The 25,214-nt window shown below is 70.7% G+C and carries 22 protein-coding genes and 4 pseudogenes; 11 read left to right on the top strand and 15 right to left on the bottom strand.

What is annotated here, in order from left to right; genetic code table 11:
* Window positions 1-72: 72 nt before the first annotated feature.
* The gene (locus ACEXOX_RS26890) at window positions 73-549 is read right to left on the bottom strand and encodes a hypothetical protein (protein WP_406523776.1); all 477 of its coding nucleotides are present in this window, start codon (window positions 547-549) and stop codon (window positions 73-75) included.
* On the bottom strand, window positions 546-4,526 hold the full coding sequence (locus ACEXOX_RS26885) for a polymorphic toxin-type HINT domain-containing protein (RefSeq protein WP_406523775.1): 3,981 nt from the start codon (window positions 4,524-4,526) through the stop codon (window positions 546-548). The genes ACEXOX_RS26890 and ACEXOX_RS26885 overlap by 4 nt, the downstream gene beginning before the upstream one ends.
* 79 nt (window positions 4,527-4,605) lie before the next feature.
* On the opposite strand from ACEXOX_RS26885, the gene ACEXOX_RS26880 reads away from it, so the two are divergent.
* The 4 genes and pseudogenes from ACEXOX_RS26880 to ACEXOX_RS26865 all read left to right on the top strand — a co-directional run bounded on the left by ACEXOX_RS26880 (window position 4,606) and on the right by ACEXOX_RS26865 (window position 8,144).
* The gene (locus ACEXOX_RS26880) at window positions 4,606-5,304 is read left to right on the top strand and encodes a hypothetical protein (protein ID WP_406523774.1); all 699 of its coding nucleotides are present in this window, start codon (window positions 4,606-4,608) and stop codon (window positions 5,302-5,304) included.
* Between the two features lie 192 nt (window positions 5,305-5,496).
* Window positions 5,497-5,984, top strand: a pseudogene (locus tag ACEXOX_RS26875) (flavodoxin family protein); the annotation flags it as partial.
* A 15-nt stretch (window positions 5,985-5,999) separates the two neighbouring features.
* A complete protein-coding gene (locus ACEXOX_RS26870; protein ID WP_406523773.1) occupies window positions 6,000-7,412 on the top strand; it encodes a glutamate decarboxylase in 1,413 nt (470 codons plus the stop codon).
* A 108-nt stretch (window positions 7,413-7,520) separates the two neighbouring features.
* A complete protein-coding gene (locus ACEXOX_RS26865; protein WP_406523772.1) occupies window positions 7,521-8,144 on the top strand; it encodes a Uma2 family endonuclease in 624 nt (207 codons plus the stop codon).
* Here ACEXOX_RS26865 and ACEXOX_RS26860 read toward each other — a convergent pair whose 3' ends face one another.
* A complete protein-coding gene (locus ACEXOX_RS26860) occupies window positions 8,145-8,816 on the bottom strand; it encodes a PadR family transcriptional regulator (RefSeq protein WP_406523771.1) in 672 nt (223 codons plus the stop codon).
* 95 nt (window positions 8,817-8,911) lie between these two features.
* On the opposite strand from ACEXOX_RS26860, the gene ACEXOX_RS26855 reads away from it, so the two are divergent.
* Window positions 8,912-9,670, top strand: coding sequence for a bleomycin resistance protein (locus ACEXOX_RS26855; protein WP_406523770.1), 759 nt, complete (start codon window positions 8,912-8,914; stop codon window positions 9,668-9,670).
* On the opposite strand, the gene ACEXOX_RS26850 is transcribed toward ACEXOX_RS26855, so the two are convergent.
* From ACEXOX_RS26850 to ACEXOX_RS26840, 3 genes and pseudogenes are all read right to left on the bottom strand, one after another.
* Window positions 9,633-10,178: a DinB family protein gene (locus ACEXOX_RS26850; protein ID WP_406523769.1), complete on the bottom strand. Its 546-nt coding sequence runs from the start codon at window positions 10,176-10,178 to the stop codon at window positions 9,633-9,635. The genes ACEXOX_RS26855 and ACEXOX_RS26850 overlap by 38 nt on opposite strands.
* Window positions 10,179-10,362: 184 nt before the next feature.
* Window positions 10,363-11,819 (bottom strand): annotated as a pseudogene (locus tag ACEXOX_RS26845) (aldehyde dehydrogenase family protein).
* Window positions 11,820-11,909: 90 nt separating this feature from the next.
* Window positions 11,910-12,772 (bottom strand): annotated as a pseudogene (locus ACEXOX_RS26840) (helix-turn-helix domain-containing protein).
* A gap of 320 nt (window positions 12,773-13,092) precedes the next feature.
* On the opposite strand from ACEXOX_RS26840, the gene ACEXOX_RS26835 reads away from it, so the two are divergent.
* On the top strand, window positions 13,093-13,614 hold the full coding sequence (locus ACEXOX_RS26835) for an ATP-binding protein (protein ID WP_406523768.1): 522 nt from the start codon (window positions 13,093-13,095) through the stop codon (window positions 13,612-13,614).
* A gap of 202 nt (window positions 13,615-13,816) precedes the next feature.
* On the opposite strand, the gene ACEXOX_RS26830 is transcribed toward ACEXOX_RS26835, so the two are convergent.
* The 5 genes from ACEXOX_RS26830 to rpmG form a co-directional block, all read right to left on the bottom strand.
* The gene (locus ACEXOX_RS26830; RefSeq protein ID WP_030019250.1) at window positions 13,817-14,056 is read right to left on the bottom strand and encodes a DUF397 domain-containing protein; all 240 of its coding nucleotides are present in this window, start codon (window positions 14,054-14,056) and stop codon (window positions 13,817-13,819) included.
* Window positions 14,057-14,419: 363 nt separating this feature from the next.
* Window positions 14,420-14,656 (bottom strand): 30S ribosomal protein S18, encoded by a 237-nt coding sequence (rpsR, locus tag ACEXOX_RS26825; RefSeq protein WP_406523767.1) that lies wholly within the window; start codon window positions 14,654-14,656, stop codon window positions 14,420-14,422.
* 77 nt (window positions 14,657-14,733) lie between these two features.
* Complete coding sequence (locus ACEXOX_RS26820) at window positions 14,734-15,876, bottom strand: GTP-binding protein (protein WP_406526482.1); 1,143 nt, start codon at window positions 15,874-15,876, stop codon at window positions 14,734-14,736.
* Between the two features lie 55 nt (window positions 15,877-15,931).
* Window positions 15,932-16,186, bottom strand: coding sequence for a type B 50S ribosomal protein L31 (locus tag ACEXOX_RS26815; RefSeq protein ID WP_406523766.1), 255 nt, complete (start codon window positions 16,184-16,186; stop codon window positions 15,932-15,934).
* Window positions 16,187-16,194: 8 nt separating this feature from the next.
* On the bottom strand, window positions 16,195-16,359 hold the full coding sequence (rpmG, locus tag ACEXOX_RS26810; RefSeq protein WP_030260286.1) for a 50S ribosomal protein L33: 165 nt from the start codon (window positions 16,357-16,359) through the stop codon (window positions 16,195-16,197).
* 50 nt (window positions 16,360-16,409) lie between these two features.
* Here rpmG and rpmB point away from each other — a divergent pair, with 50 nt between their 5' ends.
* From rpmB to ACEXOX_RS26795, 3 genes are all read left to right on the top strand, one after another.
* Window positions 16,410-16,646 (top strand): 50S ribosomal protein L28, encoded by a 237-nt coding sequence (gene rpmB / locus ACEXOX_RS26805; protein WP_030019255.1) that lies wholly within the window; start codon window positions 16,410-16,412, stop codon window positions 16,644-16,646.
* Window positions 16,646-16,951, top strand: coding sequence for a 30S ribosomal protein S14 (rpsN, locus tag ACEXOX_RS26800; RefSeq protein ID WP_361155583.1), 306 nt, complete (start codon window positions 16,646-16,648; stop codon window positions 16,949-16,951). Before rpmB ends, rpsN begins: the two co-directional genes overlap by 1 nt.
* 125 nt (window positions 16,952-17,076) lie before the next feature.
* Window positions 17,077-18,762, top strand: coding sequence for an IS1182 family transposase (locus ACEXOX_RS26795; protein ID WP_406523765.1), 1,686 nt, complete (start codon window positions 17,077-17,079; stop codon window positions 18,760-18,762).
* 46 nt (window positions 18,763-18,808) lie between these two features.
* Here the strand turns inward: ACEXOX_RS26795 and ACEXOX_RS26790 are convergent, their stop codons facing one another.
* From ACEXOX_RS26790 to ACEXOX_RS26780, 3 genes are all read right to left on the bottom strand, one after another.
* Entirely contained in the window at window positions 18,809-19,495 is a 687-nt protein-coding gene (locus tag ACEXOX_RS26790) for a Uma2 family endonuclease (protein ID WP_406523764.1), read from the bottom strand.
* Window positions 19,496-19,503: 8 nt separating this feature from the next.
* Window positions 19,504-20,349 (bottom strand): nitrilase-related carbon-nitrogen hydrolase, encoded by an 846-nt coding sequence (locus ACEXOX_RS26785; RefSeq protein WP_406523763.1) that lies wholly within the window; start codon window positions 20,347-20,349, stop codon window positions 19,504-19,506.
* A 229-nt stretch (window positions 20,350-20,578) separates the two neighbouring features.
* Window positions 20,579-21,346, bottom strand: coding sequence for an alpha/beta fold hydrolase (locus ACEXOX_RS26780; protein ID WP_406526481.1), 768 nt, complete (start codon window positions 21,344-21,346; stop codon window positions 20,579-20,581).
* Between the two features lie 525 nt (window positions 21,347-21,871).
* On the opposite strand from ACEXOX_RS26780, the pseudogene ACEXOX_RS26775 reads away from it, so the two are divergent.
* Both ACEXOX_RS26775 and ACEXOX_RS26770 read left to right on the top strand, forming a co-directional pair.
* Window positions 21,872-23,541: pseudogene (locus tag ACEXOX_RS26775) on the top strand (bifunctional 3'-5' exonuclease/DNA polymerase).
* Window positions 23,542-23,611: 70 nt separating this feature from the next.
* Window positions 23,612-24,586, top strand: a complete 975-nt coding sequence (locus ACEXOX_RS26770; protein WP_406523762.1) for an alpha/beta hydrolase fold domain-containing protein — start codon at window positions 23,612-23,614, stop codon at window positions 24,584-24,586.
* Here ACEXOX_RS26770 and ACEXOX_RS26765 read toward each other — a convergent pair.
* Complete coding sequence (locus ACEXOX_RS26765) at window positions 24,552-25,151, bottom strand: TetR/AcrR family transcriptional regulator (protein ID WP_406523761.1); 600 nt, start codon at window positions 25,149-25,151, stop codon at window positions 24,552-24,554. The genes ACEXOX_RS26770 and ACEXOX_RS26765 overlap by 35 nt on opposite strands.
* Between the last annotated feature and the right edge of the window lie 63 nt (window positions 25,152-25,214).

The following is a 25,214-nucleotide window of genomic DNA, read 5'->3' as shown; positions in this document are numbered from 1 at the left end:
GGGCCCCGCCCGGCAATCCGCCGGACGGGGCCCGTCACTTGCGCTGCGCCACCACGGCACGGCACACCACGGCTACGCCGAGGGCTCGCCCGGAATGACCGCCGCGGTCACTTGACCGTCCGGGAGGAACTCGATGAGCTTCCGGTCCTCGGCCGAGTAGACCCAGAAGTGCGGGAATTCATCCAGAATCTCCTCCACATGGCGCACGACGTCATACGACGCGAGACGCACGGAAGGCATCACCAAGGTCCCCCAGAAGATGACCACCTGCGCACCTTGGCGGATGTTCCTGGCCAGCAGTTCCGCGATCTGACGCATCCCATCCGCGTCGTCCTCGTACCAGAGGCGCTCGGAGTAGGAGCCGTCCGCCCAGCCGATCTCACCACCCGGCAGCTGCGGAAAGCGGTTCAAGCTGACGGCCTCGAGCGCGCGGCTCTCGTCCAGGCTCAGCTCCTGCATTTCTGTATGGCCGTCCGCCGCACCGGCCCCGCTCTTCATGAAAGCGGGGAGGAAATCCCGACGGCTGCCGTAAGAGTTTCGTTGCGTCATGTGTTGTTCTTCAGGAACTGCTCCAGTTCCTTCTCCATGTCCTTGAAGTCCGTCGCCTTGCTCTTCCACGGTACTGCCCACTTCCGGGCCGAGGCACCCTTGCCGACCATGATGTTGATGTGCAACCCCTTCGGCTCGTCGATGTCCAGCCGGAACTCCTTGAAGACGCCGTTCACCTTGGTGGTGAATCCGACGGGCTTGCCGTACGTGGACTTCGCCGATTCCAGGCGTCCGATGAGCGTCTTGCGCGTGGTCTCGTCGATCGGGCCGAGCAGCTTCAGCGCCTCGTTGCGGGCCTGCTCGAAGTGGTCGAACTGGCCGAGCACGATCTCCTTGCACGGGTTCGAGTTGTGCACCAGGACCGCGGCCGCACCGACCCGTACGTAGTACGTGTGGAGGTCCGCGACGGTGAGGTTGAAGACCTGCTGCTCGGCCGTCCAGGTGCGGACCGCCTCGACCTTGTTCGTCGCTCCGTCCGGAGTACGGAGCAGCGCGCCCGGCGTGATGTCGCCGGCCTTGACCCACTCCTGCCGGTCCACGAGCCAGAACGGGTGGCCGTCGGTGGCGGTGACCTCGCCGGTGGCGGTGCCCTGGTCGCCGTCGGTGTCGACGGTGAGCCGCACCAGGTTCTTCACGCCGCTGCCGACGATGACGTCGTCGACCGTCCGGGCCGCGTTCCGCCCCGTCTCCGGGTCGGTTGCCAGAACCTTGTCGCCGATTCTGACATCCTTGATCGGTCGGGTGCCGCCACCGGCCATCATCACCGGTGTCTCCGGGGTGAAGCTGTTCCTCTTGCAGGCGATCGCGACTTCCTTGCCGCCCTTGGCAGCCGCCTTGAAGAACTTCTCGGCCTTCTTGCCGTACTTCGCCGCGGTGGCGCCGTAGCCCGCACCGGGCACGGCCGCAGCACAGGACAGAGTGGCGTTGACCGCGTCCCCTTCGGCGCCGTACCACGCGCAGTTGGCCAGGTCGGCGAGGCCGCCCGCACCGGGGAAGAGGCCGACGATGTCGAGCCCGAAGTGGCCGGCTTCCGAGACGACGTCCCAGATGCTGGACTCCTTCTTCTCCGCCTCCGCCTCCTCCTGCTTCTTCAGGGCCTCGTCGATCCGCGCCCGCTCCTTCTCGGCCTCCTTCTCCTGCTTGAGAGCCTCGACCTCCTTGCGCTTCTTCGCGACGGCGACCGCGAAGGCCTCCTTGGCGATCTTCGTGGCCTCGGCCGCGTCCTTGCCCGCCTGGACGGCCGAAGCACGCGCCGAGTTGGCGGCGGCCCAGGCATCCGAAGCGGAGGCACGTGCCCACTGCGCCGAGGATTCGGCGCGGGAGGCGGACGCGGTGGCCTCGCGGGCCGCGCGGTGCGCGTCGGCCTCGGCCTGACGAGCGGTCTCGGCCGACCGGGCGGCCTCGGCCGCGGAGGCGGCGGCCGCGTCGGCGGACTTGCGGGCGCTCTCGGCGTACCGGTCCGCCTGCTTGGCCGAATCCTGGGCCTGCCGCTTGTACTCGTCCGCCTTGGCGGCCGCGTTCTTGGCCCGCTGGGCGGACTCGGCCGCCTTGAAGGCGTTCTGCTGGGCGGTCGCCGCTACCGCGGACGCCTCCGCGACCAGTCGCTGAATCTCGGCGTTGTGGGTGGCGGCGAGCTGGTCCTGGCGTGCCGCCTTGTACTGGCCGACCTCGATGAAGGCGTGCAGCAGCTGCGGCGGACCCGCCAGAGCGATCTTTGCCGCGGCCTTCGTCTCGGTGGTCTTCGAGCCGTCGACGCTGAGCAGTCGCAGCGCGCGCACCCGCTCATCGGCCGTCCGGGCCGTGTACTGCCCGGTGGTGATGAAATCGCGCAGCTTCTCGGGTGAGCCGGCGTTCAGCGCGGCCTTGGCCGCCTCTTGGACCTGCGGCCCGCCCGCGCTGTTGATCTGCAGCGCTTTGATCCGGTATGTACCGTTCGCCGCCTGGTGCTGACCGGTGCGCAGGAACTCACCGACCGTCTTGGCGTCGCCCTCAAGGGCCTTCGCGGCCGCGGTGCGGACCGACTCCATCTCGGACTCGTCCGCCAGGCGCTCGACCCGGGCCCGCTCGTCCTGCTCAGCGGCCTCCTGCCAACCGTGCTCGACGTACTCACGCACGTCGCCTTCCGAGCCGGCCAGGGCCACCTGGGCAGCGGTCTGGCTCCATGGGCCGCGGGTCTTCGCCGCGAGCAGCGCGAGCCGACGGCCCTCCCCGGCGACCTGCTTCGGGGCGGCGCCGGGCCTCGCCGCTTCGGCGGCGATGCGCTCCGCTTCCTCGTCGAGCTTCTTGATCTTCTCCGCCTGGCCCTGCTGCTCGGCCTTGCGCTCGTCGTCCTCTTCCTTGAGGTCCTTGGCCTTCTCGACCGCGGCGGCCGTACGGGCCTTGAGGTCTTCCTCCTCGGTCTCCTGGGCCAGCTTGTGGACCTTCTGGGCCTGCGTGACGGCGTCGGTGGCCACGGTGGCGGCGTCCTTGGCGGCCGTGGCGTGCGCGGCGGCCTTGTCGGCCTGCTTGTTCGCCTCACCCGCGTGCTCGGCCGCATCCAGGGCCGCGTCCGCGGCCCTGTTGGCGTGCCGGGCGGCCGACCTCGCCGCGTCACGCGACGCGAACGCCTCGGTCGCCGCCCGGTTCGCCAGCGCCTGGGCGGCGTTGGCCGAGCGGGTCGCCTCGGCGGCGTGGCGGCGGGCCCGGGCAGCCGCGGCCTTCGCCTCGGCCGCGTGGGCTCCGGCCGCGCCCGCGAGGTTGCTGGCGTCGGTCGCCGCGGCGGCCGCCGCGTCGGCATTGGCACCCGCGCTCAACGCGGCCTTCGCCGCGTTGCCGGCCTCATGCGCCGCGACACCCGCGTGCTCGGCCGCCTGGGCCGCCTTCTCGGCACCCTTCGCGGCGTCCCGGGCCTTCTGGGCGGCGTCCCGGGCCGCCTTGGCCTGGCCGGCGTCCGAAGCCGCTGCTGCGGCGGCGTTCTGCGCCCGGGACGCGGCGTTGGCCGCACCGGCGGCAGCGGCGGCGGCCCGGGAGGCGGCGCTCGCCGCGACCCGTGCCGAGGCGTTGGCCGCCTGCGCCGCGCTGATCGCCTGTTGCGCGGCCTTAGCCGCGCCCTTGGCCGCTTCAGCGGCCCGACTGGCCGCGCCGGCCGCCTTCACGGAGTCCTTGCGAGCCGCCTCGGTCTCCCGCTTGGCCTCCTGGGCGGCCTCCTTGGCCAGCTCCGAGGCGGCCACGGCGCGGTCCGACGCCGCCTTGGCCGCGTCCGTCTCCCGCTTCGCGCGGGCCCCGGCTTCCGTAGCCTGCTGTGCCAGCTGTTCGACCGTGGCTCGCTCCTGGTCCCTGGCGCGGGCCACCTCCAGGCCCACGTCCAGGAACTCCTGGATGTCGGCGGCGGAACCCTGCAGGGCCACCTTCGCCGCCTCCTTGACCGCCGGGCCCGCCGTGCTGATGATCTGCAGCACCCGGATCCGGTTGTCCGCCGCCCGGGCGGAGAGCTGGGTCTTGCTCAGGAACGCGCGTACGTCGTCGGGCGAGCCGTTCAGGGCGGCCTTGCCGGCTTCCTGGACGTTCTGCCCACCGTTGCTGATGGCCTGGAGAGCCTGGATGCGCTGGTCCGCCTCCAGGGGCTTCTCCCAGCCGCTCTTGAGGAAGTCCCGTACCGCATCCGGGGAGTTCGCGGACAGCGCCTTCTTGGCCGCCTCACGCACGTTCGGGCCGCTCAGGGACACGATCTGCATCGCCCCGATGCGGTCGTCCTGGGCCTCGATGAGCGCCCGTTCATGGTCCAGGAACCGCTTGACGTCGTCATCGGTCCCCACCAGGGCGGCTTCCGCGGCCGCCTTGACGCCCGCGCTGCCGTCCGTCCAGATCTTGACGACACGACCCCGGTCGGTGTCCGGAAGAGGGTTGACGGTCTCGTCACCCTCCCAGTACTCGACCGCTCCCGCCGCATTCGCCGGAGCGGTCCCCACTATCCCCGCGACGAATGTAAGCGGCAGCACGCCCGCGCACACAGCGCGTATACCACGCCGCCGCTTGCCTCTTTCTCGCACCGTACAAATCCTTCTCGCTGGTCATTCCTTGCCGGTCTTCGGCGCGACCAGCATAACGACCGCATTTTTTCGAAAGATTGCCGACATTGGGCAGCATCGGCCCGCCGGGAGCACGAAAAGCCAGCCCGGCGGATTTTTAGTTCTTCGTTCAACCATCCATCAGGTTGCGAGCGGCTGCACAAAAGAGGCCCTTTCGTGCCCGATTTGTTATCCGGCGAGCCTTGGTAATGGACCGGACCCGCCAAGTGATAGTCTCGCCGCTGCTCTCTGCGAAAACTCCCAGGCCGCTCCGAACCCCGCGAACGGCACCGTTCAGCATGCGGCCACCGACGAGCTGCCCCCGATCGCGGTCGAGGACTTCACGTACCCGGGTGCGGACAAGATCCTGAAGGAAAAGGGCATCAAGCTCGTCAAGGGTGACGGCCATATCCTCCTGTCCGAGTGCTCCGCGAACGACTGGAAAATCAAGGTCGAGGCGAACAAGAACTACGACACCCTCTTCCACTGCTTCAAGGTGACCGGCAAGAAGGGTTACGTCACCATGGAGCTCCCGGACGTCAGCGGCATCTGGACCGAGAACCAGGTTGTCAAGGCCACTCTCTCGTCCGACGGCAAGAAGAAGACCGTCGTTACCGAAGACGGTCCGAACCAGGTGAAGACGGTGGGCGTCGCCGACCTTCCCTCGGGAGGCAAAAAGGCCGACCTCCTCGAACTCCGCGTCGGCTGACCGTACAGCGGATTTCGAGCCGGTCTCGGCTCACCGCCGCTCCGGCTTCGCCGTGTGCTGCCTTTATGTCCGGGAGCCGATGGCTCAATTGGCCGTCGGCACGGATTCACCCCGGCCCGGACTCGTGTCCGTGTCCGAGGGAGACGACGGAAGCAGCGGCGCGGCAATCGTGCAGCGCCCTGACGACCGCCCGCCACCACTGCCGCCGTCGAGTCGAACCCCGCCTGGGCCGAAAACGTCCGCGCGACCGCCGACATCGCCGAGGCGACCCCCGACGACATGGTCTGGGCGGACGCCGTGATCTTCGGCTCCCCCACCCGGTACGGCGACATCGCCTCGCAGCTCAAGCAGTTCATCGACACGCTCGGCGGACTGTGGCAGGAGGGCAAGCTGGCCGACAAGGTCTACAGCGGCTTCACCGCCTCGGCCACCAAGCACGGCGGCCAGGAGTCCCCCTGCTCGCGCTCTACACCACGATCCACCACTTCGGCGGCATCGTCGTGGCCCCCGGTTACACCGACCCCGCCAAGTTCACCGACGGCAACCCGTACGGCACCTCGCACGTCGGCGGCCCCGAGACGCCCCTCGACGACGAGGCCCGGACCGCCGCCGGCATCCAGGCGCGGCGTGTCGAGAAGTTCACCCGTGCCCTGGAAGCAGGGCTTTCTGCGGACGGCTGAGGGTACGCGCGCACCATGCCACTCCACGAGGGATCACACGCCAAGGACGGCAGGCAGCACCTGTCGGTCAACCCCTTCTACGGCGAGGCCGACCCGGTCGCGGGCATGGCCACGGCCCCGCCCCGGCACACCCTGCCGGACGGCCCCACCGCCCCGCGCGCGGCCTACCAGCTCGTGCACGACGAACTGATGCTGGACGGCAATTCCCGGCTGAATCTGGCCACTTTCGTCACCACCTGGATGGAGCCGCACGCCGACGTCCTGATGGCGGAGTGCCGCGACAAGAACATGATCGACAAGGACGAGTACCCCCGCACCGCCGACCTGGAGCAACGGTGCGTCGCCATGCTCGCCGACCTGTGGCACGCCCCCGACCCGACCGCCGCCGTCGGCTGCTCGACGACCGGCTCCAGCGAGGCGTGCATGCTCGCCGGGATGGCCCTCAAGCGCCGCTGGTCGCGCGCGAACGCCGACCGCTATCCGGCGAGCGCCCGGCCCAACCTGGTCATGGGCGCGAACGTACAGGTCTGCTGGGAGAAGTTCTGCACGTTCTGGGAGGTCGAGGCGCGGCAGGTGCCCATGCGCGGCGACCGCTTCCACCTGGACGGCGAGTCCGCCGCCGCGCTCTGCGACGAGAACACCATCGGCGTGGTGGCCGTCCTCGGCTCGACGTTCGACGGTTCGTACGAGCCGGTGGCGGAGATCTGCGCGGCGCTGGACGGCCTCCAGGAACGTACCGGTCTGGACGTCCCCGTCCACGTGGACGCGGCCTCCGGCGGCATGATCGCGCCCTTCCTGGACCCTGAGCTGGTGTGGGACTTCCGGCTGCCGCGCGTGGCCTCCGTCAACACCTCCGGCCACAAGTACGGGCTCGTCTACCCCGGTGTGGGCTGGGCCCTGTGGCGCGACCGGCAGGCCCTTCCGGAGGAGTTGGTCTTCCACGTCGACTACCTGGGCGGCGACATGCCCACCTTCGCCCTCAACTTCTCCCGGCCCGGCGCCCAGGTCGTCGCCCAGTACTACACGTTCCTGCGGCTGGGCCGGGAGGGCTACCGAGCCGTACAGCAGACCACCCGCGATGTGGCCCGCTCGCTCGCCGACCGCATCGGCGCGCTGGGCGACTTCCGCCTCCTGACCCGCGGCGACGAACTGCCCGTCTTCGCCTTCACCACGGCCGACGGCGTACGGAACTTCGACGTCTTCGACGTGTCCCGCCGGATGCGCGAGCGCGGCTGGCTCCTGCCCGCGTACACCTTCCCACCCGACCGCGACGACCTCTCCGTCCTGCGGATCGTCTGCCGCAACGGCTTCTCACATGATCTGAGTGATCTGTTCATGGCCGATCTGGAGCGCTTGCTGCCGGAACTGCGGCAGCAGGACGGGCCTTTGGCGGGCCGCGCGGGTAAGGACACCGCGTTCCACCACTGAGGGCCCTGAAGGGCGCGCCGCCCTGCGTCACTCGTGCGGGTGGCGCTACGGTCGTTCGCGGGACGCGGAGCCGCGAACACGTAGACGATCCGGTGCATGGGAGCAGCCATGGCCGCAGAAGCCGAGCAGGAGCGGGGAGAGCGGGCCACCCCGGAGAACTGGATGTACCGGCCGCCGGGCGGCTGGACGTATGACCAGGTGAAGGATTCGGAGCTGCCGTTCGACTGGGAACTGCTGGATGGGAATATCGTGGTCCGAGAAATGGCCGTCTGGTGGCACAACCGCGTGCGGGACAGGCTCTATTACCAGCTGGAGAGCGCCTGCCGTGAGCCGTTCGCCGTCAACGTCGAACAGTGCACCGTGATCGACGACCGCAACGCCCCCAAGCCCGACGTGGTGGTCTTCGACGAGTCGGAGCTCGACATCGACACGGTGACCCAGATCCCCATCGAGAAGGTCGCGCTCGTTGTGGAAGTCGTGTCCGAAGGGTCACGCCTCGCCGACCGCTTCAGCAAGCCGGCCATGTACGCGGAAGCCGGCATCCGCTCCTATTGGCGTATCGAACGCGGCGATGACGGTCTGCCCGTGGTGCACGAGTTCTGGTTGCACCACGAGGCGGGTGTCTACGCTCCGAGCCCGGATCGGCCGACGCACGTCGGCAAGTTGGTGACGAGCGTTCCGTACCCAGTGGAGATCGACCTGCAAGGCCTCGTCAGAAGGCGCACGACGTGATCACCCCGAGGGCGGCGGCACCGTCCCGCCGTCCTCCCCGTACTCCGGGTCCGCCTCCCCCGTCGCATACGGATTCACCTGCCCCTCCGCCAGCACCCCCACGAACGGCTCGCCTTCCCCCGCGAACACGTACGCCCCGCCTTCGATCCGCTCGATCAGCCCCCGCGTCCACTCGGCGCCGCCGTCCGCCGCGTGCACCCACATGTTCATGATCTCGCCGATGTGGCCCAGCTGCTCCGGGCCGTCCGCCGGTGTGTAGTACTCGGTGACCGAGAGCCGCCACTCCTCCAGGCCCCGCACCCGCTCCTTCAGCAGGGCCACGGCCTCCTCGCGCGGCAGGTCCACGATGAAGCCGATCGCCGCGCTCAGCTCGTCGACCTTGCGGTCGTACTGCGACAGGGACTCGCGCAGCAGCTTGAAGTACTCCTCCGTGCCCGCCCCGGTCAGCTCGTACTCCGTACGCGGCGGGCCGCCGGCCGGGCTGGGCGCGATGTCGTGCGCGCGCATCAGTCCCTGCTTGGCCAGCTGCTTGAGCGCGTGGTAGATCGACCCCGGTTTGGCGTTGGACCACTCGTGGGCGCCCCAGTACTCCAGGTCGTTGCGCACCTGGTAACCGTGCGCCCGCCCGTGCTGGCGCACGGCCCCCAGAACCAACAGCCGGATCGCCGACATCGTCTCCTCGCATCCTTCGCTCTCGCGCTGCCACCAGCCTAGCCGATCAGCTATTCAATTTTGATTACTGCTGCGGCGCGCCGTACGCTCCCGGCATGGCCGAGACTGTGATTCCGATCCTCCCGTGCCCCTCCATCGACGGACTCCTCGACTTCTACAAGGCCCTCGGGTTCGAGGTGACCTCGTACCAGACCGCCCCGAACCCGTTCTGCGCCGTCCGCCTGCGCGGCATCGAGCTGCAGTTCTTCGGGATGAAGGCCCACGACCCGTCCACCTCGTACAGCACCTGCTACGTGCTGACCGACGACGTGGACGGGCTCTACTCGTCCTTCCGGACGGGCCTGAAGGCCGCGTTCGGCAAGGTGCCGACGCGCGGCCTGCCGCGGATCGGGGCGCTGAAGGACATGGCGTACGGCGTACGGCAGTTCCTGATGACCGACCCCGGCGGCAACTGCATACGGATCGGCCAGCCGATCGCGGACAGCTTCGACTACCCGCCCGTCCCGAAGGAGCGCTACGCGCGGGCCCTCCACCAGGCCACGCTGCTCGGCGAGTCCAAGGGGGACCACACCGCGGCGGCCCGGATCATCGACCGGGCCCTGGAGTACGGGTCGGGTGACGACGCCGGGCCAGACCCGCTCCAGCTCGTACGGCTCCTCCTGCTGCGCGCCGAGATGGCTGCCCAGTTGGACGGCTTGCCCGCGGCCGCCCCTGGCTCGACCGCGCGGACTCGGTCGAACTCGCCGCCTCCGACCGGGAGTCCGCGCGCGACGCGCTGCGCCGGGCGGCGGACCTGCGGGCCGGAGAGGACTGAGGTCAGCCCTGCGCCGTCCGCTCCTCGTCGACCAGCGTGAAGGCCGTCTTGCCGTCCAGGGACTCGCGGATCACGTCCGCGTGCCCGGCGTGCCGGGCGGTCTCCTCGATCAGGTGCAGCAGGAGCCAGCGCATCGACTGCACCGCGTTCGGCGGGTACCAGGGCGCCTCGGGCAGCGGGAAGGTGGCGTTCAGGTCCGGCAGCGCGCGGACGAACTCCTCGGTCTTACGGGCCACCTCGTCCCAGAAGGCGAGCGTCGACTCGACGGTCTCCTCGCCCTCCAGCTGGAAGCTCAGGTGCCAGGTGTTCATGTCCCGCTCGATGGAGTGAGGCTTCTCCTGGGCGGTCTCCACCCAGCCCTGCTCGACCTCCGCGACATGCTTGATCAGGCCGGACAGGGACAGTTCGCTGGCGGACGGCTTCCGCGCGGCCTGTTCGTCGGTGAGACCGAGCACGGACCGGCGCAGGCCGCCGCGCTGCGCCTCCAGGAAGGCCAGGAGCGCGCCGCGCTCGTCACCGTGGGCTTCGGCCGGAACGTGAGTGGGCATGGGGTCCGCCTTTCGTGGGGGCCGCGGCGCTGGTGCCGCGGCCCGACACGAAGAACTTATGAAGCGTTGAGGACAGGTACTGTCCTCAACCTGCCGCCGACCGGAAAAATCCCCGGCGGGGCCGGCAGCGGACGGCTGGGACGGAGCCCGCGGCGGACGGCTGGAGCGACCCCGCCGCGGACGACTAGAACGGGAATCGCGACCGGCCGTGCTGGATGGAGATCCACTTGGTGGTGGTGAAGGCCTCCACCATCGCGTCACCGTTCAGCCGCCCCAGCCCGGACGCCTTCTCGCCGCCGAAGGGCACGATCGGCTCGTCGTGCACCGTGCCGTCATTGATGTGGATCATGCCGGTCTCGACGCGCTTGGCGAACCGCACGCCCCGCTCGATGTCGGCGGTGTGCACCGCGCCGCTGAGCCCGTACGGCGAGGCGTTGGTGATCCGTACGGCCTCGTCGTCACCGTCGAACGGCACCAGCGCCACCACCGGCCCGAAGATCTCCTGGGTGAGCGCCACGGAGCCCTCCGGCAGCCCGGCCAGCACGGTCGGCGCGACCAGGGTGCCGCGCACGGCGCCGCGCACGAGCGCGGTGCCGCCCTCGGCGACGGCGCGGTCCACCACCGCGGCGACGGCCTCCGCCTGCCCCTCGTTGATCAGCGGGCCGATGTGGGTGGCCGGGTCGCTCGGGTCGCCGACCTTCAGGGTCTTGACCTTGGCGACGAACTTCTCGGTGAACTCCTGCTCCACCGCCCGGTCGACCAGCACCCGGTTGGCGGCCATGCAGACCTGACCCTGGTGCACGAAGCGGCTGAAGACGGCGGCGTCCACCGCGTAGTCGATGTCGGCGTCGTCCAGGACGACCAGCGCGCTGTTGCCGCCCAGTTCCAGGATCGTGCGCTTGAAGTGGGAGGCGGCGACGGTCGCGACATGGCGGCCGACCTTCTCGGAGCCGGTGAAGGAGATCACCTTCGGCACCGGGTGTTCGATGAGCGCGTCACCGATCTCCGCGATGTCGGTGACCACGACGTTCAGCAGGCCCGGGGGCAGCCCGGCCTCCTCGAAGACCTTGGCGACCAGGCCGCCGCCGCAGACCGGGGTGTTCTGGTGGGGCTTGAGGACCACGGCGTTGCCGAGGGCGAGCGCGGGCGCCACCGATTTGACCGACAGCAGGAAGGGGAAGTTGAAGGGGCTGATGACGCCCACGACACCGACCGGGAGCCGGTAGAGCCGGTTCTCCTTGCCGTCCACCGGGGACGGCAATATGCGGCCCTCGGCGCGCAGCGACAACTGGATCGCCTCGCGCAGGAATTCCCGTACGAGGTGGAGTTCGAAAGCCACCTTGGCGTGGGTGCCGCCGACTTCGGCGGTGATCGCGGCACCCAGTTCCTGTTCCCGGTCGTCGATGATCCGCAGGGCGCGTTCGAAGACCAGCCGGCGGGTGTACGGGTTGGTGGCCCCCACTCCCCCTGTGCGCGTTCGGCGGCCCGGTAGGCCTGGTCGATCTCGTCGACCGTGGCCACGGTGACGGACGCCAGCTTCTCCCCGTCGTAGGGATTGAAATCGACGATGTCCCACGAGCCGCTTCCGGCCCGCCATTCGCCGCCGATGTACTGGTACGCCAACTCGTCGAAGTAGGACATGTGAAATCCCAATCTGGAGGACAGGGCGCCGGTCACAGCGTCCCGGCCAGGGGGTGCTGACTCCTGATGGGAACTCATGCTACCTACGGGTTAAGTCAGTTGGAGTAGACCACGTATCAAGTCTCTGGTCTCGGCCGGATTAGGGCTGTCCTCCTGAAGGCGGTCCATCACCCGCGCGTACTGGGCAACTTCGTCGCCCTTGTCGAGATAGAGCGCGCTGGTCAGCTGTTCCAGGTACACGACGTCGGGCAGGCCGGGCTCCGGGAAGCCGAGCGTGGTGAACGCGCCGCTCTCCCCGCGTGCCCGCCGAAGCTGAACGGCATCACCTGCAAGCGCACATTCGGCCGCTCGGACAGTTCGATCAGGTGCCGCAGCTGCCCGCGCATCACCTCCCGGTCGCCGTACGGGCGGCGCAGCGCCGCCTCGTCGAGCACGCAGTGGAACTCCGGCGGGCGCTCCGCCAGCAGCAACTTCTGCCGCTCCAGGCGCAGCGCGACCCGGCGGTCGATCTCCGCCGGGCTTGCTCCCGGCATGCCGCGGCGGACGACCGCGTGCGCGTACTCCTGCGTTTGCAGAAGCCCGTGCACGAACTGCACCTCGTAGGCGCGGATGAGGGAAGCGGCCCCTTCCAGCCCCACATATGTCTGGAACCAGCCGGGCAGCACGTCGCCGTAACTGTGCCACCAGCCCGCGACGTTGGCCTCGCGGGCCAGCACCAGCAGCGCCTCGCGCTCCTGCGGATCGTTCACGCCGTACAGCGTGAGCAGGTCTTCCACGTCCCGTGCCTTGAAGCTGACCCGGCCCAGTTCCATCCGGCTGATCTTCGACTCGGACGCACGGATGGAGTAGCCGGCCGCCTCGCGGGTGATCCCGCGGGATTCACGCAGCCTGCGGAGCTGTGCCCCCAGCAGGATGCGCCGCACCACGGACCCGCTCGATTCGCTTGCGGACACCTTTGTGACCCTCCCATGGCCCACCCCGTCCAACTGTGGCCCGCAGTCTGCCACGTCCGGGCTTCGTTGCGTGCTCATCCGGTTACGGATGTGGGAGGTCCGGGCGGGCCCTCCACAAGAACACGTAGGAAGAAATACGCGTGAAGTGGCACGGCCGCTCCCAAACAGGGCGCGTGCACGTGCATCTGCCCTTGCATCTGGCGTGCGCATTGGGAACCATGGACAGCGCGCACATGCACGCTCGGGAAAGATCCGCCAGACCGTCGGATCCGGCTGCCCGGCCGGGGTCATGACGTCCGCGAACGCCAGGAGTGCCTCGCATGGGGACCAAGGTTTTGACCATGCTCCAGCCGCTATGGCAGGGCTTTCCTCCTGTCGACCCCCTGGCCGTCTCCGGATCCGTGTCCTACTCGCTGGCCCCCCGCTACGAATCGGTGCGCGGCGCACGGCAGTTCACCAGCGAGACCCTGCACCGGTGGGACCTGGAGGAGATCTTCGACAGCGTCGCCCTGGTCGTCTCCGAACTGGTCACCAACGCACTGCGGCACGCCTCCACGGCCGGCGCCCCCGGCCCGCACGAGCCCGCGCCCGCCGCGTACGAGCCTCTTCCCGACGCGGACGCGCCGCCCACCCGGCTGCACCTGATGCGGTGGTCGTCGCGGCTGGTGTGCGCGGTACGCGACTCCAGCGACGCGTCCCCGGAGGCCGCCACGGCCGACACCGGCGCGGAGTCGGGACGCGGCCTGTACCTGGTCGACTCCTTCAGCGACGGCTGGGGCTGGCACCCGCTGGCCGGCGCACCGCACGGAAAGATCGTGTGGGCGCAGTTCCGGCTGCCGTGAGCGGCGGAGGCTCCGGGGCCTCGGGGGCACGGGGCCCGGGGGCCACGGAGCCTCCGCCGGCCTGCCCGGACGGCCGGGACCGTCCGGGCAGGCGCGCAGCCGGGACCGTACGGACGGGCGGAACGGCGCGGCCGGGACCGGAACGCCCGGACCCGGTTCGGCCGCTACCGGTACCGGCCATTCCCGATTCAGGCCATACCGGTCAGTCCCGGACCAAGTGGTCGAACTCGCCGTCCTTGACGCCCGCGATCATCGCCTCGACCTCGGCCGGCGTGTAGACGAGCGCCGGACCCTCCGGGAACCGGGAGTTGCGTACGGCGATCTCCCCGCCCGGCAGCCGCGCGAACTCCACGCAGGACCCCTGCGAGTTGCTGTGCCGGCTCTTCTGCCAGGTCACACCGTGGAGATCCGTTGCGGCCATGCCGTTGTATGCGTCGGGCACAGGTGTCTCCCGGGGGATGCGGTGGTCAGCGGTGACGGGTCGTGGCGCGCTGAGCGGTCGGTGATGGGCTGTCAGCAGCAGTGCGCACAGCGGGACCGGTGTCAACTGCAACTGATGGGGATCATAGCTGCGTTCATATGCCGATGCATGGTCGGATGCACGTGCACGACGGCCCGTGGCGCACCCGTCACAGCTCGTCGAACTCCATGCTCACGGGACGTATCAGCGGACGACAGGGTTCCCCGGAACAAGAGAACCGGCCTTCCGCAACACCGCGCGGTGTCGTGGAAGGCCGGCAGCGGAACGGACTTCTCCGTAAGCAGCGGCAACCCGGCGAACAGCCGGTGGGTCGCCGCGCGGTCCTCACTTCGACGTGTACGGCAGCAGAGCCATCTCCCGGGCGTTCTTGATCGCGCGGGCCAGCTGCCGCTGCTGCTGCGCGCTCACCCTGGTGACCCGGCGGCTGCGGATCTTCCCGCGGTCGGAGATGAACTTCCGCAGCAGGTCGGTGTCCTTGTAGTCGATGTAGGTGATCCTCGCCGCGTCCAGCGGATTGGGACGGGGCGCGGTCTTCTTGCGGGGGTCGTGGCGACGGGGCATCGGTGCTCCTGAGGGCGGTACGGGTCGGGCTCGGCCCGAGGCGAAGGGCCGGCGGCAGCGGGGCGGGGCAGAGGACGTTACGGAACGGGATCGAGGAGTTCGTCGAACGCGGGGGTCAGCCGCTTCCACGCCCCCGGCCCGCCCGCGTACTCCTCGTCCGTGAGCAGGCAGGACTCCAGCAGCGACGTCAGCCCGTCGCGATCCAGCCCCGGCGAGGTGAAGACCAGGTGCTGCGCGCGGTCCCCGTGCTCGGGGTGCCAGTCCAGGGCGGCCGCGGCACGGCGTACCGGCGGCACCAGGTCCCAGGCGGCGTCCGGCAGCGCGGCCAGCCACGGCCCGGCGCTCTCGACGCACAGAGCGCCGCCCGCCGCGTCCCAGGCCAGCAGCGTGTCCGGCCGGTCCGCCAGCCAGAACCGGCCACGGCTGCGGGCCGCCACGCAGGTCAGGTCCTCCAGCGCCGCGTACAGCCGGGCCGGGTGGAAGGGCCGGGTACGGTGCCAGACGAGCGTCCCGACGCCGTCCGCGTCGGCCTCCTGGGGCAGCAGCGCGCACGCCGGGTGCTGCCGCGCGGCGGCCGCCTCCACGTCGAACCCGGCGAGGGCCGCCGCGGCCAGCTCACCCGGGTTGTCGACGTCCACGAGCCGCGCCGTCGGATGCAGTTGGGCGAGCAGCGCCAGGTCGGCGGCGTCGCCCTCCTCCTCGCCCGGCACCAGGGCGAGCACCGGCGGGTACTCCAGCTGCCGGGCCCAGGTGTCCGCGACGGTCCGCTGGTCGGAGGCGGCCGCGGCGAGCCCGGCCTCGGCCAGGTCGTCGCCGCAGCCCAGGTACGGAAGCAGCAGCGCCGGATCGACGGCGGTGAGCACGCCGGTCAGCGCGAGGTCCTCGCCGCCGCAGGCGGTGACGACCTCGGCCATGGCCTTGGGCTCCACGGAGTCCCACAGTTCGACGACGGCCAGCCGGCAGGTACGTCCGGCGGCCAGCCGCTCCAGCTCGGGGACCAGGTCCTCGCGGAGCGCGCAGCAGGCGCAGTCGTTGACCAGCGGCGCCTCGCCCGTGTCGAGCACCCCGCCGGCGTCCCGCACGGTCCGGCGAACCGTTCCTTCAGCGGCGGAGGCGAGATCGTGGTGGAGTGCGACGCTGCCGGGTACGGCGTGCAGCAACCGCTCCACGGTGGTCCGGCGGGCGTCCGAGTGCAGCCCGCCGACGATCACCACGGACAGCCGGTCCGCGCCGCCGCCTCCGAGGCCGGCGGCGTCCCCCGCGACGGGCCGCCCATCAGCGGGCCCCGCGCTTCCCGTACCGGCGCTCGAACCGCTCGACGCGGCCCGCGGTGTCCAGCACCCGCGCCGTCCCCGTGTAGAAGGGGTGGCTCGCCGAGGAGATCTCGACATCGATGACCGGGTAGGTGTTGCCGTCCTCCCACTCGATCGTCTTGTCGCTGATGGCGGTCGACCGGGTCAGGAAGGCGTGGCCGGCGGCCCGGTCACGGAAGACGACGGGACCGTACGGCGGGTGGATTCCAGGCTTCATGACGCTGCTCAGCGCTCCTCTCGGAAGTCGACGTGGCGGCCGGCGACCGGGTCGTACTTCTTCAGCACCAGCCGGTCGGGGTTGTTCCGGCGGTTCTTGCGGGTGACGTAGGTGTAGCCGGTGCCGGCCGTGGACCGGAGCTTGATCACGGGGCGTAGTTCGTTGCGGGCCATGGGCGCTACTATACAGAAATGGTTTCCATTTTCATTAGGAGGTGCTGACCTTGTCCGCCCACTGCCAGCTCACCGGCCGCAGCCCCGGCTTCGGCAAATCCGTCTCGCACTCGCACCGCCGCACGTCCCGGCGCTTCGACCCCAACATCCAGCGCAAGCGCTACTGGCTGGCGAGCGAGGGCCGGCACGTCCGCCTCACGCTCAGCGCGAAGGGGATCAAGACCGTGGACACGATCGGGATCGAGGCGGCCGTCGCCCGCATCCGCGCACGAGGGGAGAAGGTCTGATGGCCAAGAAGAGCAAGATCGCGAAGAACGAGAAGCGGCGCGCGACGGTGGCCCGTTACGCCGCCCGGCGGGCCCTGCTGAAGTCCGTCATCCGCAATCCGCACACCCCGGAGCAGGAGCGGCTGGCCGCCCACCGCGAACTTGCCCGCCAGCCGCGCGACGCGAGCGCCACCCGCGTACGCAACCGCGACAGCGTCGACGGCCGGCCGCGCGGCTACTTCCGCGCCTTCGGCCTCTCCCGGGTCAAGCTCCGCGAACAGGCGCACGCGGGGTTCCTGCCGGGGGTCCGGAAGTCGAGCTGGTAGGGGACGGGGGAGGCGGCCCGCCCTGTTCGCGGAACCCGACGCTGTTGGCGAATTGACTGCGTGTGACCTTGTCGGCCCCCGAGACTTGTTCTCGGGGGCCGACGTCGTGCGTGTGGAGGTCGGCGGTGTCGTTGCGGGCGGGGAAGCCGCGGGAGGTTCCGGCGGAGACAGTGCGGGTGGCCCGGGCGGCCTTCCCGAAGGGGAGCCTGGCGATCCGGGTTCGGGACGAGTTGGGAACGCTGTTTTGTGACGAGGAGTTCGCGGGGCTGTTTCCCGCGCGGGGCAAACCTGCCTGGTCACCTGGCCGACTCGCGTTCGTGCTGGTGTGGCAGTTCGTGGAGGGGCTGACTGACCGGCAGGCCGCGGAGGCGGTGCGGGCGAGGATCGACGTCAAGTACGCACTCGGGCTTGAACTCGGTGACCCGGGGTTCGACCACTCGGTGCTCTCGGAGTTCAGGGACCGTTTGATCGCCGCCGAGGCCGGGCGGCAGGTCCTGGACGGGATCTTGGACGCGGCCCGAGGGCGCGGGCTGATCAAACCCGGCGGCCGGGCCAGGACCGACTCCACGCACGTGCATGGTGCGGCCCGCGAGCTGAACTGGCTGGAGCACGTCGCGGAGACACTGCGGTCCGCACTGAACGCGCTGGCCGAGGCTGACCCCGAGTGGCTGGTGGAGGTGGCAGAGCCGGACTGGTTCCACCACTACGCCACTCGGGCGGAGGAATCACGCTTCCCTCAGGCCCGATCCCAGAGAACCGGGGTCGGCCTGCGCATCGGGGCAGACGGGATGCACCTGCTGCAGGCCGTGGTCCGTGCAGACGGGGCCGACTGGCTGCGTGTGCTGCCGGAGGTGGAGGCCCTGCGGCAGATCTGGGTCCAGCACTTCCACCTGGTGGAGGGAGAGGTGGCCCGCCGAGGCTCAAAAGACCGCCCGCCAGGCGCTCTGCGCCTGGTGGGCCCCTATGACATCGAGGCGCGCTGCGGCCGGAAGAACGACACCCGTTGGGACGGCTACAAGGTCCACCTGACCGAGACCTGCGAGCCGGACGCCGTGCACCTGATCACGAACGTGGTCACCACCGCCGGAGCGGTATCCGACGACCGGATGGCCGCCGTCGTCCACAACGGCCTTGCCGCGCGCGGCCTGCTGCCCGCAGAACACTGGGTGGACGCCGGTTACGCCAACGCTCTCGCGCTGGCCGCGGCACACCGGGACCACGGCGTCGCGCTGCACGGCCCCCTCAAGGCGGTGACCTCGGCCCAGTCCCAGGGCGAAGCTACCTACGGTCAGGACGCCTTCGCCATCGACTGGGATCAGCATCAGGTGACCTGCCCCAACGGCAAGACCGCCACAAGCTGGCGGGACGCTCGCTCCCAGGCTGGGCTCCCCGTGATCCGCGTGCAGTTCCCCTTGCACGACTGCCGGACCTGCACCATGCGAGCTGATTGCCTCGGCTCCACCAACCGACGCTATCGCGAGCTCACGCTGCGGCCCGAAACCGAGTACGAAGCCCTTCGACAGGCTAGAGCCCTCCAGCAAACCGATGAGTGGAAGGAGAGGTACAAGATCCGCGCTGGAGTCGAAGGCACCATCTCCCAGGGAGTCCTGCGCTGTGACCTGCGCAGATCCCGCTACCGGGGCCTGGCCAAGACCAGCCTCCAACACCAGCTCACCGGCGCTGCAATCAACCTCGCCCGCATCGACGCCCACCTCACCGGAACGCCCAGGGCCCGCACCCGCACCAGCCACTTCGCAGCACTTCGCCCCGCCGAACCAGTCGACGGGGCGAAGCAACACAGCCCGAATTAACCAACAGCGTCTGTTCGCGGAACCCGGGGCGGGCCGTCCCGTCAGCTCAGAACTGGGTGGTGTCGAGATCGGAATTGAGAGGGTCCGGCAGGGAGATGACCTTCTCTGCCAGGTCGATCTCGCTCACGCTCAGATACTGGTCGCCGGAGGGTTCCGCACACAGGGTGGCGAGGTCGGCGGCGCGGTCGATCAACAGGTAACAGGGGATACCGGCACGGGCGTACCCGCGCAGCTTCTTGATCCGGTCGTCCCCCGCCGTCGAGGACGAGAGCACCTCGACGACCAGCATGACCGGCGAGGGGTCGTGGAAGCCGATGTCGTCGTCGAAGCTGCCCTTCGGGGCGACCGCCAGGTCGGGAATCACCTTCCCGGTGGGCGAGCCTCCTGGAACGGAGAGTCCGATGTTCGTGTAGCGCCCCAGGTCCTTACGGTGATCCCGCACCTGCCCCGAGAGTTCCGACACGATCTCTTCGTGCCTGCCTACGGGAGGTGGTACCACGTGGATTTCCCCTTCGATCAGCTCCACGCGCCACCCCTTGGGGGCTGCCGCGCTCAACGCTTCGAAGGCATCCTCGGCCGATGCGGATGCACGCTCATCGGCGGCCCACGGTTCGGGTTCCGGAACGGTCGGTGCCACGGTGGACCTCCTTCGTGCGGAGCGACCCTGCCACCTTAGGCGACCGTCACACAGGCGTTCAGGTGACCTTTCATCCGTTCGAGCACACGAACGCATCCTGGGGGTCAGCTATCCCCGCCCTCGTCGATCAGGCGCCGCACCTCGCGGTCGATGAGGCCGAGGCGGGCCTCCGCGACCAGGGGGACCGCGCGGCGCTGGCGGCGGGCCTCGGACAGGTCGATGTCCACCGTGACCAGCGCGGTCTCCCACTTCGGGGCCTGGGCCACCACCGTGCCACGCGGGTCCACCACCCGGGAGCCGCCCCAGAAGGCCGCGCCGTGCTCGTTGCCCACGCGGTTGACGAAGACGATCCAGCACTGGAGCATCCGCGCCGTGTAGGAGAGCAGCGTGTCCCAGTACGAGCCGGTGTCCATCGCCTCCGGATCGAGGCTGGCGGCGCTGTTGGTGGGGACGAACAGCACCTCGGCGCCGTCCTGCACCGCGATCCAGGGCAGCACCGGCTGCCAGGCGTCGTTGCAGACCAGCGTCGCGCCGCGGCCGCCGCTGGGGGACTTCGACAGGCCGTACGCGCGCAGCGACTGGCCCGGGCTGACGTGCTTGCGCTCCTCCCAGGAGAGGTAGTTCGGGAGGTAGAGCTTGCGGTGCGCGTGCAGCAGCGTGCCGCCGGCGTAGTAGGCGGCCGTGTTGTAGGCGCGCAGGACCGTGTGCTCGTGGAAGCCCACGAGCACGTCCGGACCGAGCAGGCTCAGGTCCCGCAGCCGTGGGTCCTGCGCCTCGACCGAGACGTCCCGGGACAGGGCACCCAGGTGGTAGCCGTGCAGGCTCAGTTCGGGGAAGACGACCAGATCGGCGCCTTGTTCGGCGGATTTCTCGACCTCTTCGCGCGCGGTGGCGAGGTTCGCGTCGACCTCGCCCAGCGCGCAGTCCGTCTGTGCCAGCGCCACCCGCATGCCCGCACCTCGCTCCGTCGGCCGTCGCGCCCGCCGGGACGGCGTGTGGCGAGCGGTACGCCCGCCTTGCACACGGTTTGTGGCGTTACGAGCGGTACGTAGTCATGCTGACAGAGGATGCGGGCGCGGGCCTGTTCGGCGGCAGGCCCGGCCCCCGGACCGGCGCGTCAGTACATCAGTGCATCAGGCGCTTCAGGCGTGGCCAGTCGGCTCAGGCTCATCGGCCGCCTCAGGCGCGGAGGAACTCCTCCATCCTGGTGGCCAGCGCCACCGGCGTCTCGTGCATCGGGTAATGCCCCGATCCCTCGATCGTGACGATCTCGGCCTGCGGGTACCACCGCTGCCAGGTCTCCCGCATCAGATCGGCGGTCAGCGCGAGGTCGTACGCGCCGACGATCACCCGTACGGGGACGGAGTACCGCTTCGCCGCGTCCGCGACCGCCTCCGAGAGGTCGAGTAGCTGCCAGCTGGCCAGATAGGCCGCGTGCGCCTCCTGGCGGGAGATGTCGAGCGAGTGGCGCACCATGCGGTCCAGCCAGACGGGGCTCGCCCGGTGGCCCGTGACCAGGTCGATGATGGCGCGCCGCTTGGCCGGGTCCGCCGAGGCCCCGTAGAACAGCTCGTGCGTCGCGTCGTCCATCGGGTACGCCCCGGCGGGAACCGGCGCCAGGCCGAGCATCCGGTTCACCCGTTGGGGCGCACGGACCAGCACCTGCTGCATCGCCTTGGCGCCCATCGAATGGCCCACCAGGGAGAACCGCTCCCAGCCGAGCTGGTCGGCGAGGGCCAGCACGTCGCCGGCGATCTCCGGCAGGTCGAAGCGGCCCGGTACGTACTTGCGGTCGCCGTAGCCGCGGCAGTCGAGGAAGGCGTACGTGAAGGCGGTCCGGTCCAGGAAGTCCAGGACGGAACCCCAGCCGGCCGAGGTGCCGAACCAGTCGTGGAGAACGATCACCGGATGCGGTCCTGAACCGATGGCGCGGTGCGCGATGGCCATACGGGCGACTCCCTTGTCTGCCGTCTTGTCTGCCGTCTTGTCCGCCGTGGGCGGGGATGCCGGTGCGGGGTGCGTGACCTGGGTCGGCGCGCGCATTCTCCCCTTTGCCGGGTGGGTCGGGTAGGGGAGACAACCGGCCAACGACGGTGTTGACGGCGTGCCTTGACGGGAGGGCGGAGAGGCGGCGGGCGGGGCCGTTGTCGGTGGCGTGGTGTGCAATGGGGACATGAACGGGGATGTGCGGGTGAGTCACGAGCAGGTGCCTGGCCTGGCCCGGCGGCCCCCGGCGGCGTTCGACGCGTGGCTGCTGCGCGGGGCCCCCGGAAAGGGGTGCTGCGGGGCTGGTTCGAGGCATCCCGGCACCTCCGACGCACGCCTGATCCCGCCCGCCCGCCGCGCGAAGGGTGGTCAGGGGGTGCGCGCTGCGGGACGTGATGCGCGGGGCGGGCTTCGGTCGTCGGCCTTCGGAGCCCCGGGCGGCCTCAGGGGAACCCGACAAAAAGTCTGGAATGGGAAAATACACGTATGCGGTGGGTGGTCGGGGGAACGGGTGACGGGCGGGTGGCGGCGTGTGCCGTGGACGCGGCCGGGCGCCCGGTGGGGGTGCCGGTGCGGGCGGCGAGCGTGGCGGAGGCCGTACGCGCGTGCCCGGACGCGGAGCGGTGGGTGTGGCGCTCGACCGCGAAGACGTACCGGAAGCTGCTCGCGGCAGGCGTCCGCGTCGAGCGGTGCTACGACGTCGAGGCGGCCGAGGCGCTGCTGATCGGGCACGAGGAGGGCCAGTCGGGCCAGCCGCGGTCGCTGGCCGCGGCGTGGGCGCGGCGGCACCGGCTGCCGGTGCCCGACGACCCGCCGGTGCGCGGCGCGGAGACCCAGCCGTCGCTGTTCGAGCCGGGTCCGGTGCCGCTGCCGCCGGGGGTGGACGAGTTCACGGCGTTGCTGGAGGTGTACGCGGGGCAGCTGGAGCGTACGGAGCGGGCCGAGCACCCGGGCCGGATGCGGCTGCTGCTGGCCGCGGAGTCGGCCGGGACGCTCGTGGCCGCGGAGATGCGGCGGGCCGGGCTGCCGTGGCGGGCGGACGTGCACCGGGAGCTGCTGGACGAGCTGCTCGGCGAGCGCTATCCGGGCGGTCTGGAGCCGCGCCGGATGGCGGAGCTGGCGGAGGAGGTCTCGCGGGCGTTCGGGGAGGGCGTACGGGTGCGCCCGGATCTGCCGGGTGAGATCGTCAAGGCGTTCGCCGGTGCCGGGATCGCGCTGCGTTCGACCCGTAAGTGGGAGTTGCAGGAGATCCGGCACCCGGCGGTGGCGCCGCTGCTGGAGTACAAGCGTCTGTACCGGCTGCACACGGCGCACGGCTGGGCGTGGTTGCAGCAGTGGGTGCACGAGGGCCGGTTCCGCCCGGAGTATCTGCCCGGGGGACGGTCTCGGGCCGCTGGACGACCAACGGCGGCGGCGCCCTCCAGATCCCGAAGGTGGTCCGCAGGGCTGTCGTGGCCGATCCGGGCTGGCGGCTGGTGGTCGCGGACGCCGAGCAGATGGAACCGCGGGTGCTGGCGGCGGTCTCCCGGGACCGGGGGCTGATGGAGGTGGCGGGCAGCGGCCGCGACCTGTACGCGGACCTGGCGGCGCGGGCCTTCGGGGGCGACCGGGCGCAGGCGAAGCTGGGGCTGCTGGGCGCCATTTACGGCCAGACGTCCGGGGACGCCCTCAAGCACATGGCGGACCTGCGGCGGCGCTATCCGGACGCGGTGGAGTACGTGGACGTGGCCGCCCGCGCGGGCGAGGAGGGCCGGCTCGTACGGACGTGGCTGGGGCGTACGTGCCCGCCGGCGTCCGTGGCGCCGCCCGACGAGGCGGGGCTGCCGCAGGAGGAGGACGTTCCGGCGTACGGCGGTACGGCGAGCGCCCGGGCCCGTGGCCGGTTCACCCGTAACTTCGTGGTGCAGGGCAGTGCCGCCGACTGGGCGCTGCTGATGCTGGCCGCGCTGCGCCGGTCGCTGGCGCCGCTCCGGGCGGAGCTGGTCTTCTTCCAGCACGACGAGGTGATCGTGCACGCTCCCGAGGAGGAGGCCGGGACGGTGGCGGAGGCCGTCGCGGAGGCCGCCGAGCTGGCGGGGCGCACGGCGTTCGGCGCGACGCCGGTGCGGTTCCCGTTCAGTACGGCGGTGGTGGAGTGTTACGCCGATGCGAAGTGAGGCGGCGGGGTAGACGGGAGGGTGGAGGGCGGAGAGGGCGCCCCGAGAGGGAGGAGAGTGAGGGCCTGCTGTGCATGTCGACCCTGAGCTTGCGCCCGTTCTGGAGCAGTTGCCTCCGCTTCTCGACCCGTACGCCGACATCGAAGGCACCCGCACCGGGATGCACACCCTCGCCCGCCACTTCCCCGCGGACCGCGACGGGGTGACGAGCGAGCGGTTCGCGGTGCCGCGGCCGGACGGTTCGCGGCTGGCCGTGGAGGTCTACCGGCCGGTGGACGCGCCGGGCCCGCTGCCCGCGGTGCTGCACTTCCACGGTGGCGGTTACACGTTCGGGCAGGCGCCGCCCGGTGAGGACCGTACGGCGATCGGGCTGGTCCGCGAGGTGCGCTCCGCGGTGGTCTCGGTGGAGTACCGCCTCGCCCCGGAGCACCCGTGCCCGGCGGCGGTCGAGGACTGCTACCTCGCCCTGGAGTGGACCGCCGGGCAGGCCGCGGCGCTCGGCGTCGATGCCGCGCGCCTCGCGGTCGGCGGGCAGTCCGCCGGGGGCGGGCTCGCCGCCGCCGTCGCGCTGATGGCGCGGGACCGGGGCGGCCCGGCCCTCGTCCACCAGTCGCTGGTCGTACCCGACCTGGACGACACGGCGGGTACCGGTCCGACGCCCGCGGACGGCGACCCGCGCCTGCCGGACGGCGCGTTCATCCAGCAGGGCTGGCGGCACTACGCGCCGAAGGGGGCGGCCGCGTACCCGTACGCGGCCGCGGCCCGCGCCACCGATCTGCGCGGCCTGCCCGCCGCCTGCGTCGTCGTCTGCGGACTCGACCCGCTGCGCGACACCGGTCTCGCCTACGCCCGCCGGCTGGCGGACGCCGGGGTGCGGGTCGCACTGCACCACGTACCGGGGGCCTGGCACGGTTTCGAGATGTTCGCGCCGGACTCCCGCCTCGCGCGGCAGACGACGGCCCGCTGGACGGGCCTGCTGCGCGCCGCGCTCCACGGCGGCCGCGAACCGTTCAGCCGGACGCCGTCGCCACCAGCCCCCGCGTGATCCGCACCATCGCGGCGACCAGCACCTCCCGCGGCTTCTCCGGCCTGTCCAGCCACCACAGCGCCAGCCCGTACAGGGAACTGCGGATCGCCTCGCCCAGCGGCTCCAGTTCGGCCTCGGGCAGGCCCGGTACGTACGCGCGCAGCAGCGCTACGTCGGTGGCGCGCTGACGGCGCTGCAGTTCGCGGTGGAAGTCCTGCACCTCGGGGTCGCCGGTGGTGTCGCGGAACATCATGCGCCAGGTGTACGGGTGGGTCTGCACATGACCGAACCAGGCGTCGTACATCGCCGCCAAGCGGGTGGGCAGGTCGCCCTCACCGTGCAGGAGGCGCTCGATGGGCGCGGCGGCCAGTTCGTCGCGGTGCCGCTCCAGGAGGGCGAGGTGGAGTTCCTTCTTGGAGTCGAAGTGGCGGTAGAGCATCGGCTTGCTCAGGCCCGCCTCGGCGGCGATGTCCCCGATGGTGGTGCCGGCGTAACCGCGTTCGGCGAAGAGGCGGGCGGCGGTGTCCTCGATGTGCGCGCGGGCCTCGGCCCGGGCGGCACGGGTGCGAGCGATGTGGCTCATGGTTTGCCTCTCGCCTTCGCGGGGCCGTCGGTGGATACTAACGGTACTGCTCGGTGTACCAAA

Origin of the sequence: Streptomyces sp. Ac-502, assembly GCF_045222935.1 — a bacterium.
GTDB classification, from domain to species: Bacteria; Actinomycetota; Actinomycetes; order Streptomycetales; family Streptomycetaceae; genus Streptomyces; species Streptomyces monomycini.
This window is presented reverse-complemented; position numbering and strand designations above follow the sequence as displayed.